The organism is Streptomyces sp. SID14436 (assembly GCF_010548465.1).
Taxonomy (GTDB): Bacteria; Actinomycetota; Actinomycetes; order Streptomycetales; family Streptomycetaceae; genus Streptomyces.
The window spans coordinates 1-7,788 of the sequence record NZ_JAAGMD010000704.1; the positions used below are offsets into that span (position 1 = coordinate 1).

General features: G+C 75.5%; 9 protein-coding genes and 2 pseudogenes. 6 read left to right on the forward strand and 5 right to left on the reverse strand.

The genetic code is table 11. The features are described from left to right. Positions 1–683, reverse strand: a 683-nt coding sequence (locus tag G3I53_RS25465; RefSeq protein ID WP_164438805.1) for a copper homeostasis protein CutC, incomplete at its 3' end; no start/stop codon positions are given. 275 nt (positions 684–958) lie between these two features. On the opposite strand from G3I53_RS25465, the gene G3I53_RS25470 reads away from it, so the two are divergent. Together G3I53_RS25470 and G3I53_RS25475 are read left to right on the forward strand one after the other, a co-directional pair. Then, on the forward strand, positions 959–1,144 hold the full coding sequence (locus G3I53_RS25470) for a hypothetical protein (RefSeq protein WP_164335453.1): 186 nt from the start codon (positions 959–961) through the stop codon (positions 1,142–1,144). Then, positions 1,114–2,037, forward strand: a complete 924-nt coding sequence (locus G3I53_RS25475) for a SpaA isopeptide-forming pilin-related protein (RefSeq protein ID WP_164335451.1) — start codon at positions 1,114–1,116, stop codon at positions 2,035–2,037. Before G3I53_RS25470 ends, G3I53_RS25475 begins: the two co-directional genes overlap by 31 nt. A gap of 84 nt (positions 2,038–2,121) precedes the next feature. On the opposite strand, the gene G3I53_RS25480 is transcribed toward G3I53_RS25475, so the two are convergent. Further along, positions 2,122–2,802 (reverse strand): maleylpyruvate isomerase family mycothiol-dependent enzyme, encoded by a 681-nt coding sequence (locus G3I53_RS25480; protein WP_164335449.1) that lies wholly within the window; start codon positions 2,800–2,802, stop codon positions 2,122–2,124. 62 nt (positions 2,803–2,864) lie between these two features. Continuing rightward, a complete protein-coding gene (locus G3I53_RS25485) occupies positions 2,865–3,731 on the reverse strand; it encodes an alpha/beta fold hydrolase (RefSeq protein WP_164335447.1) in 867 nt (288 codons plus the stop codon). A 144-nt stretch (positions 3,732–3,875) separates the two neighbouring features. Here G3I53_RS25485 and G3I53_RS25490 point away from each other — a divergent pair, with 144 nt between their 5' ends. Both G3I53_RS25490 and G3I53_RS25495 read left to right on the forward strand, forming a co-directional pair. Then, on the forward strand, positions 3,876–4,568 hold the full coding sequence (locus G3I53_RS25490; protein WP_164335445.1) for a hypothetical protein: 693 nt from the start codon (positions 3,876–3,878) through the stop codon (positions 4,566–4,568). Between the two features lie 9 nt (positions 4,569–4,577). Next, positions 4,578–5,645, forward strand: coding sequence for a GNAT family N-acetyltransferase (locus tag G3I53_RS25495; protein WP_164335443.1), 1,068 nt, complete (start codon positions 4,578–4,580; stop codon positions 5,643–5,645). A 122-nt stretch (positions 5,646–5,767) separates the two neighbouring features. Here the strand turns inward: G3I53_RS25495 and G3I53_RS25500 are convergent. Then, a pseudogene (locus G3I53_RS25500) lies at positions 5,768–6,028 on the reverse strand (DUF4031 domain-containing protein); the annotation flags it as partial. Continuing rightward, positions 6,025–6,435: a hypothetical protein gene (locus tag G3I53_RS25505; RefSeq protein WP_164335441.1), complete on the reverse strand. Its 411-nt coding sequence runs from the start codon at positions 6,433–6,435 to the stop codon at positions 6,025–6,027. The pseudogene G3I53_RS25500 and the gene G3I53_RS25505, both read right to left, overlap by 4 nt. A gap of 55 nt (positions 6,436–6,490) precedes the next feature. Here G3I53_RS25505 and G3I53_RS25510 point away from each other — a divergent pair, with 55 nt between their 5' ends. Continuing rightward, a complete protein-coding gene (locus G3I53_RS25510; RefSeq protein WP_164438806.1) occupies positions 6,491–7,432 on the forward strand; it encodes a MurR/RpiR family transcriptional regulator in 942 nt (313 codons plus the stop codon). A 181-nt stretch (positions 7,433–7,613) separates the two neighbouring features. After that, a pseudogene (locus G3I53_RS34125) lies at positions 7,614–7,788 on the forward strand (N-acetylmuramic acid 6-phosphate etherase); the annotation flags it as partial.

Sequence of the window (7,788 nt, forward strand, 5' to 3'; positions counted from 1 at the left end):
TCGACCGCTCTGCGCCACTCGGCGACCGCCGCGGCCGACACCGGTCCGTCCCACCCGTCGGGGCGGGCCGCCCCGCCGATGTGGAAGGCGTCGAGTCCGGCCGCGCGCAGCGTGGGTACGTGGTCCAGGCGCAGTCCGCCGCCGACCAGCACCTGTTGCGCGTACCCGGGCTCGCCGCGCCGGCCGGCCTCGGCGCACAGCACGGGCAGTCCGTCGTCGACACCGGCCGGCGAGCCCGCGGTGAGGTAGGTGTCCAGGCCCGGGAGCCCGTCGAGCTGCTTGCGCAGGGCGTCCCGGTCGGCGGCGCGGTCGATGGCCCGGTGGAACGTCCACCGGCACCCGCCCAGCGCGCCGACCACCCGTTCCACCGCCGCCAGGTCCGCCCGGCCGCTCGCGTCCAGGAAGCCGAGGACGAATTCCTCGGCCCCGGCCCCGCGCAGCTCTCCGGCGAGCCCGACGAGCCGGTCCACGTCCCCGGCGGCGAAGCCGTCCGCCAGCCGCAGCATCACCCGGAGCGAGAGGTCGACCGCGTCGCGGATGGCGGCCACGGTCGCGGGGGACGGGGTGAGGCCGTCGGCCGCCATGTCGGTGACCAGTTCCAGACGGTCCGCACCGCCCTCCTGCGCGGCGACCGCGTCCTCGACGCCGAGGGCGATCACCTCCAGGACCGCACGCTTGCTCATGGGACCCCATTCGTCGGTTCAGCTCTTGGACGGTGCGTCGATACCGGTGTCGGTGCACACACCACACTACGACGACAGGTCTAGTCCAATCCACCCCGCACGCCGACCGCGCCGCCCAGCACACCGCCGACCGAGCCGCCCAGCACGCCGCCGACCGAGCCGCCCACCGCGTCGCCCTGCCTACGGAGCAATCCCCTGCGGTCCGTTGGCGTGACAACCACCCCGGCCGGTATGTCGGTCCCGCCCTGCGGGGGCCGACGGCCAACCCTGCGGGCATGCATGTGATCACACAACGCGTGGCCGCCCTCCGCTCCCGGCTCGGCCGGGCCGGGCTGGCCTGCGCACTCGTGGCGGGCCTCGCCCCCGCCCTGGTCGTCGGCGCCGGCAGCGGGCCGGCACAGGCCGCCCCGCTGCCGGGAGGACTCGGCCCGTGCGTGCCGGGCGACTGCCCGGACCCGTGAACGGCCGCTTCTTCACCACCGGTTCACTCACCCACACCAGCGCACAGACCGGAGTCGAGTTCCACTCCTACCCCTTCGACGGCGACCTGCCGGACTGTGACGGCGACGAGCCGGTCACCGGCGAGGTACGCATCGACAAGACCGACGCCGCGACGGGCGACCCGCTGCCGGGCGCGGTCTTCGAACTCTGGCAGGAGACCAACGGCACCGACGGGCTCCAGACCTCCGGCGCCGACCCCGACACCCGGCTCGGCGACACCTGCACCACGGGCCCGGACGGCACCTGCGCCCGCACGGTCCCGCCGGGCACCTACTACTGGCGTGAGACGGCGGCCCCCGACGGCTACGACCTGCCCGACCCCGGCGTCTTCGGTCCCCTGGTCCTGACCGGCCCGGACGCCGCCGAGGGGGTCCGCGCCGCCGCGGAGAACACCCGGACCGGGCAGCCCGACCCGGACGGTTCCCTCGCGGTGGAGAAGGCCGACGCCGAGGACGGCAGCCCCCTCGCGGGCGCGGTCTTCGCCCTCTGGCGGGAGAGCAACGGCACGGCCGGACTCCAGACGTCGGGCGCCGATCCCGACACGATGACGGGCCGGAGCTGCACCACCGGCACGTCCGGCACCTGCGCCTTCGACGGCCTGCCGCCCGGTGCGTACTACCTGGTCGAGACGGCCGCACCCGACGGCTACGCACGGCCCGCCGACCCGGTCAGCGGCCCGCACGAGCTGACCTCGGACGGCGCCGGGGACGTGGTCACCGTCCGGCTCACCAACGACCGCGACGAACCCCACGAGCCGGATGAGCCCGACGAGCCCGATGAGAACGGCTACGGCGACTCCGGCGGCTACGGCACCGGCCACGGGAAGGACCACGGCGGCTACGGGAGCCGCTGACCCCGTCCGCCCGTCCGCCCGTCCGCCGTCACCGGTCGCGGGGCGTGCGCCCCGCGACCGGTGCGCACGCCCCGGGCAGGGCCCTCAGTCCCCGAAGATGTTCAGCTCCTCCGCCCGCGCCCCCGCCAGTTCGTACGACGCGCCGTGCACCGGGCGCCCCGCGTACAGGCGCACCAGGGTGGCGCCGTCCCCGATGTAGCGGGCGGGCGGCCGCTCGCCCGAGATGTCGCCCAGGCGCAGCGGCTCGTCGGCGTCGTCGAGGTCGGCGTGCAGGGGGAGGTGGTGGTCGCGGCAGGTCACGTAGGCCAGCAGGGCGAGCGCCTGCGGCAGCCGGTCGCCCCCGTACGCGCCCGGCTCGCCGAAGGTCTCCCGGATGTCCCCGGCGTGCACCCACTCCCCCAGCGCGAGCACGTCCAGCACCCCGCCCGCCCGGGCGATCACCGGCCCGGCCTCGGTCAGCCCGCGCTCGAACTCGTCCACGATCCGCGCGTTGCTCCAGTCGGCCCGCTCGGCGATGTCCCGGTCGTTGGACTCGGGGGAGAACACCCCCTTCTCGAAGCGGCTCTCCAGCACCCGCGTGAACGCGGCCGAGCAGTGCGCGAGCACGTCCCGCACCGTCCATCCGGGACACGCGGCGACAGCCAGCGCGAAGTCCTCGTCCTTCCTGGCGCGCAGCAGCGGCACCAGGGCGTCCCGCTCGTCGGTGAGCAGCCGCCCGGGCAGCTCGGGGTCACGTACGTCGTGCACATCGGCAGGAGTCGTCATACGACCCACGCTAACGGCGGCACCGCCCCGGACGGCGGCATCTTTTCCGGGTGGCCGCCCCGTCAGTCCGCGGAGGGGGCGGTGAGGGAGGCGAGCGCGCCCAGGACGCGGGCGGCCGGCGCCGGGTCGACCAGCCACTTCAGGTGGCTGCCCGGCAGCGTGCGGACGTCGTACGGGTTGTCCGGGGTCAGCGCGTCGCCCTCACGGATCAGCCGGTCCTGCAGCGCGAGCGGCATGCTCGCGTCGTCGGCCAGCCGCAGATACGTCCTCGGGACGGTGCCCCAGGTCGAGGCCTGCGCCCGGTCGGCGGAGCCGCCGACGTCCAGGTTCTCGTCGGGCTGGAAGGTGTTGAGGAAGGTCAGGAACTCCTCGTCGGTGCCGTCGGCGAGGAAGGCCGCCTTGAGCGCGGCGAGGGCGGCCGGGTCCGCGGTGCGGAAGTTGACGCGGAGCAGGCCGAGTTCGGCCGGGTTGCCGGCCGCGGCCAGGCCCAGGGAGGCGGCGTCGACGTCGGCCATCTCCGGCTCGGCGTAGTAGGCGCCGACGTCGAGCGCGACCGGGCACCAGGCCGCGACGTAGACGAGGCGGTCGATCAGGTCCGGCCGGGCGTTGGCCGCCGCGGTGGCGGTGATGCCGCCCCGGCTGTGCGCGACGAGGATCACCGGGCCGTTCCGCTTGGCCCGCTCCAGGATCCCGGTCAAATGCGCGGCGTTGTCGGCCAGCGTGACGCCCTTGATCGCGCCGGGCGCGGCGGCGAGGGCTTCCGGATCCTGCGGCGCCTGGTAGGCGCGGGTGTAGGTGGCCCCGAAGCCGTGCCCGGGCAGGTCGACGGCGACCGACCGGTGTCCGAGGAGGCCGAGTTCGGCCTGGAGCGGCGCGAAGGAGAAGGAGTTCGCGAAGGCCCCGTGGACCAGGACGTAGGTCGGTTGCACTCGGCAGCTCGATTCTTCCGGCGACGTGGGCGCGGCACGCGGACGGACGTTCGCGCGCCGGGCGGTCACCCTACCGAGCCGAAGATCACCCGGCCCGTCATTTTTCGGCCCGCCGCAACGGCCCGCACCCGGAACAATGGGCCCATGGCCGACACCGATGACGCCGACAGCACCCCGCGTGACCCGCGCGATCTGCGGGACCGTTTCGCCCGCGCGCTGGAGGGGGCCCGGGGCCCGGGCGGCGGGCCCGATCCGGGGCCGTACGCCGACAACCTGCTGGCGCGCTGGCGGGAGCCGCAGCGGCGGTACCACACCGTCGCCCACCTCACGGCGGTCCTCGACCGCGTCGACGAGCTGGCGGAGTACGCCGGGGACCCGGACGTCGTCCGTCTCGCCGCCTGGTTCCACGACGCCGTGTACCTGCCGGACCGCTCGGAGAACGAGGAGCGCTCGGCCCGGCTCGCCGAGCGGGCGCTGACCGAGGCCGGGGTGCCGGAGGCGAAGGCGGCGGAGGTGGCGCGGCTGGTGCGGCTCACCGTGACGCACGACCCGGCCGACGACGACCTGAACGGCCAGGTGCTGTGCGACGCCGACCTGGCGGTCCTCGCCGGGTCCCCGTCCGCGTACGCCGCCTACACGGTCGCCGTCCGCGAGGAGTACCACTTCGTCCCCGGCGACGCCTTCCGGGAGGGCCGGGCCGCCGTGCTGCGTCAACTGCTCGGCCTGCCCCGCCTGTTCCGCACCCCGTACGGGGCCAAGCACTGGGAGGCCACCGCCCGCCACAATCTGCGCGGGGAACTGGAAATGCTGTCGACCCCGGTGCCGCCGTCCTCCTAGCCTGCCCCCATGGATGCTGCGGGCGCAGAACAGGTCGAGGAAGCCGTCGCGGACTGCGTGCGCGCGCTGGGAGCGGTCGCGGACCGGGACTGGCGGGCGGTGCGGGCCGGCCGGCTGGAGTGGGACTGCTGGCGGACGGCGGAGCACATCGCCGAGGATCTCATCACGTACGCGGGGCAGCTGGCCGGACGGGCCGCCGACGCCTACGTGCCGTTCGAGATCGTCCTGGACGACGGCACCGACAACGCCGGTGCCCTGCACGTGATCCGCACGACCGGGGCCCTGCTGGCCGCGACGCTGCGGACCACCCCCCGCGCGGTGCGCGCCTTCCACCCGTACCCCTTCCGGCACGCCGACCGCACGGGCTTCGCCGCGATGGGCGTGGCCGAGGTGCTGCTGCACACGCACGACGTCACCGAGGGCCTGGGGGTGGCGTACGAACCGCCCGCCGCGCTCGCCGAGTTCGTGCTGACCCGGATCTTCCCCGAGGTGATGCCCGGCCCCGCGCCCTGGCCGACGCTGCTGTGGGCGACGGGGCGCGGGGACCTGCCCGGCCGGGAGCCCGTGACCGCCTGGCGGTGGAGCAACAACCTGGTGGTCCCGGCGGACCGGCTCACCCTGGAGGGCGTCACCCCGGCCGCCGCGGCCGGCCTGGCGGTGGGCGGGGGCGGCGGGTTCACCTGGGTGGACCCGGGGCCGTACGACGGGACGCGGGACGCGGCCGGGGCGCTGCTCAAGGCGTACGGGGCGGGGGTGCTGCGGGCCCGGTGGGGGATGTTCGTCATGGTGCGCCGGGAGGACGACCGCGCGGTCGGCGGCATCGGCTTCCACGGCCCGCCGGACGAGGACGGCCGGGTGGAGATCGGCTACGACCTGTCCCCCGAGGCGCGCGGCCACGGGTACGCGACCGAGGCGCTGCGCGCGCTGTCGGCGTGGGCGCTGGAGCAGCCGGAGGTGACGTCGGTGTTCGCGGCCACCGAGCCGGACAACCTCGCGTCGCAGGCCGTGATCGGGCGGGCCGGGTTCACCCGGATCAGTGGGGGCGAGGAGGAGTTCGCCTACGAGCTGCGCCGCTGAACCGGGCCGGGAGCGCCGCCGCCCGGGCCACCGGGAAGACCCGGCAGGCCGGTGAGCCCCGGAGCACCGGGGAGGCCCGGGGCACCGGGGAGGCCCGGCACCGCGCTCCTGCCCGTCCCCGTGCTCGCGCCCTTCCGGCGGCGCAGGCCCGCCCCGTGCAGCAGGCGCACCACCTCGCGGCTGCTGACCTGGAGCGCGCCCGCCAGCACGACCTCCCCGTAACGGTGTTCGGGGATGTCGTAGTGGTCGCGTTCGAAGGCGCGGCGGGGGACGCCGAGGCGGGCGGCGAACAGGTGGAGCTCGTCGTAGGAGACGTCGCTGACCAGGTGGGACCACAGGCGGCCGTGGCCCGGCCAGGTGGGCGGGTCGATGTAGAGCGTCACGAGGGCGGGGCGCCTTCCGCTCTCCCGCCGCCCGGCGCCGAGCCGAGCGCGCCGACGGCCGCGACCTTCACGCCCGCCTTGTGGCACACCCAGTGCGGGTCGGGGCCGAGCTCCGGCTCCACCTCCAGCGCGTGCGGGTCGCCGGAGCCGCAGACCGGGCAGACGGGCCAGCGGCCGTACCGTTCCAGCAGGGCGTCCTGGACGTCCTGGGCGACGAGTCCGGCGAGGAACTCGCTGCCCTCCGGCCATTGTTCGACCCACCAGCGGCGGTGGGTGACGGACTCCTCGACCAGCGACACCACGTCCGCGTCCGCGACCTCGCGCGCGGCGAGGTCGGCGAGCACGAGGGCACGGGCCGCGTGCAGCGCCTGTTCGAGTCGGGTGACGGGGGGCTTGTCGGGGTGCATGCCCCTATTGTGCGCACTCTTGACCGCGACACCGGAACGAAAATATCTTTCAAGGGTGACCCAGGAAGTGAAGGAAATTTTCGCCAGGGAGCGCGGCCCCGGCGGCTCCGCCTCCGCACCGCCCGCCCCCGCCGCCCTCGCGGCCAAGGTCCGCACCCTGGCACCGTCGATGACCCGCTCCATGCAGCGCGTCGCCGAGGCCGTCGCGGCCGACCCGGCCGGCTGCGCGGCGCTCACGGTCACCGGGCTCGCCGAGCTGACCGGCACCAGCGAGGCCACCGTCGTGCGCACCGCCCGGCTGCTCGGCTACCCGGGCTACCGCGATCTGCGCCTGGCCCTCGCCGGACTGGCCGCCCAGCAGCAGTCCGGCCGGGCCCCGGCCATCACGACCGACATCTCGGTGGACGACCCCATCGCCGACGTCGTCGCGAAGCTGGCCTACGACGAGCAGCAGACCCTCGCCGACACCGCCGCCGGCCTGGACACCGTCCAGCTCGGCGCCGCCGTCACCGCCCTGGCGGGTGCCCGCCGCACCGACGTGTACGGCCTCGGCGCCTCCGGCCTGGTCGCGCAGGACCTCACCCAGAAGCTGCTGCGCATAGGCCTGATAGCCCACGCCCCCAGCGACCCGCACCTCGCCGTGACCAACGCGGTGCAGCTGCGTCCCGGCGACGTGGCGATCGCCATCACGCACTCCGGGTCGACGGGGGACGTCATCGAGCCGCTGCGGGTGGCCTTCGAGCACGGGGCGACCACGGTGGCGGTCACCGGCCGCCCCGACGGCCCCGTCACGCAGTACGCCGACCACGTGCTGACCACGTCCACGGCCCGCGAGAGCGAGCTGCGCCCGGCGGCGATGTCCTCCCGGACCAGCCAACTGCTCGTCGTGGACTGCCTGTTCGTCGGCGTGGCGCAGCGGACGTACGAGCAGGCGGCCCCGGCCCTGTCGGCGTCGTACGAGGCGCTGGCCCACCGGCACCGCAGCGGGCCCCGGTAGCCCGCGCGGGCGCCGCCCCACGGGCGGCCGGTCCCCCGGCCCCCCGCGACCACGCACCCCCCGGACCGCACCACCCCGGGCTCCCCCCAGCGGTGCCGCACGCCGGCCGCCCGGCCGCGGCACGCCCCGGACCCACGGAACTGACCGACCGGAGAGACCGGAGACCGGAGAGACCCGCACCATGACCGACATGTCCCACCCCAGCGATCTCCGCGCCCAGCTGGAGACGCTGGCCACCGAGGCGTTCCGGCCCGAGCTCGCCGGCATCGACCGGCTGCCCACCCTCGACATCGCGCGGCTGATGAACGCGGAGGACGCCACCGTCGCCACCGCCGTCGCCCGGCGGCTGCCGGAGA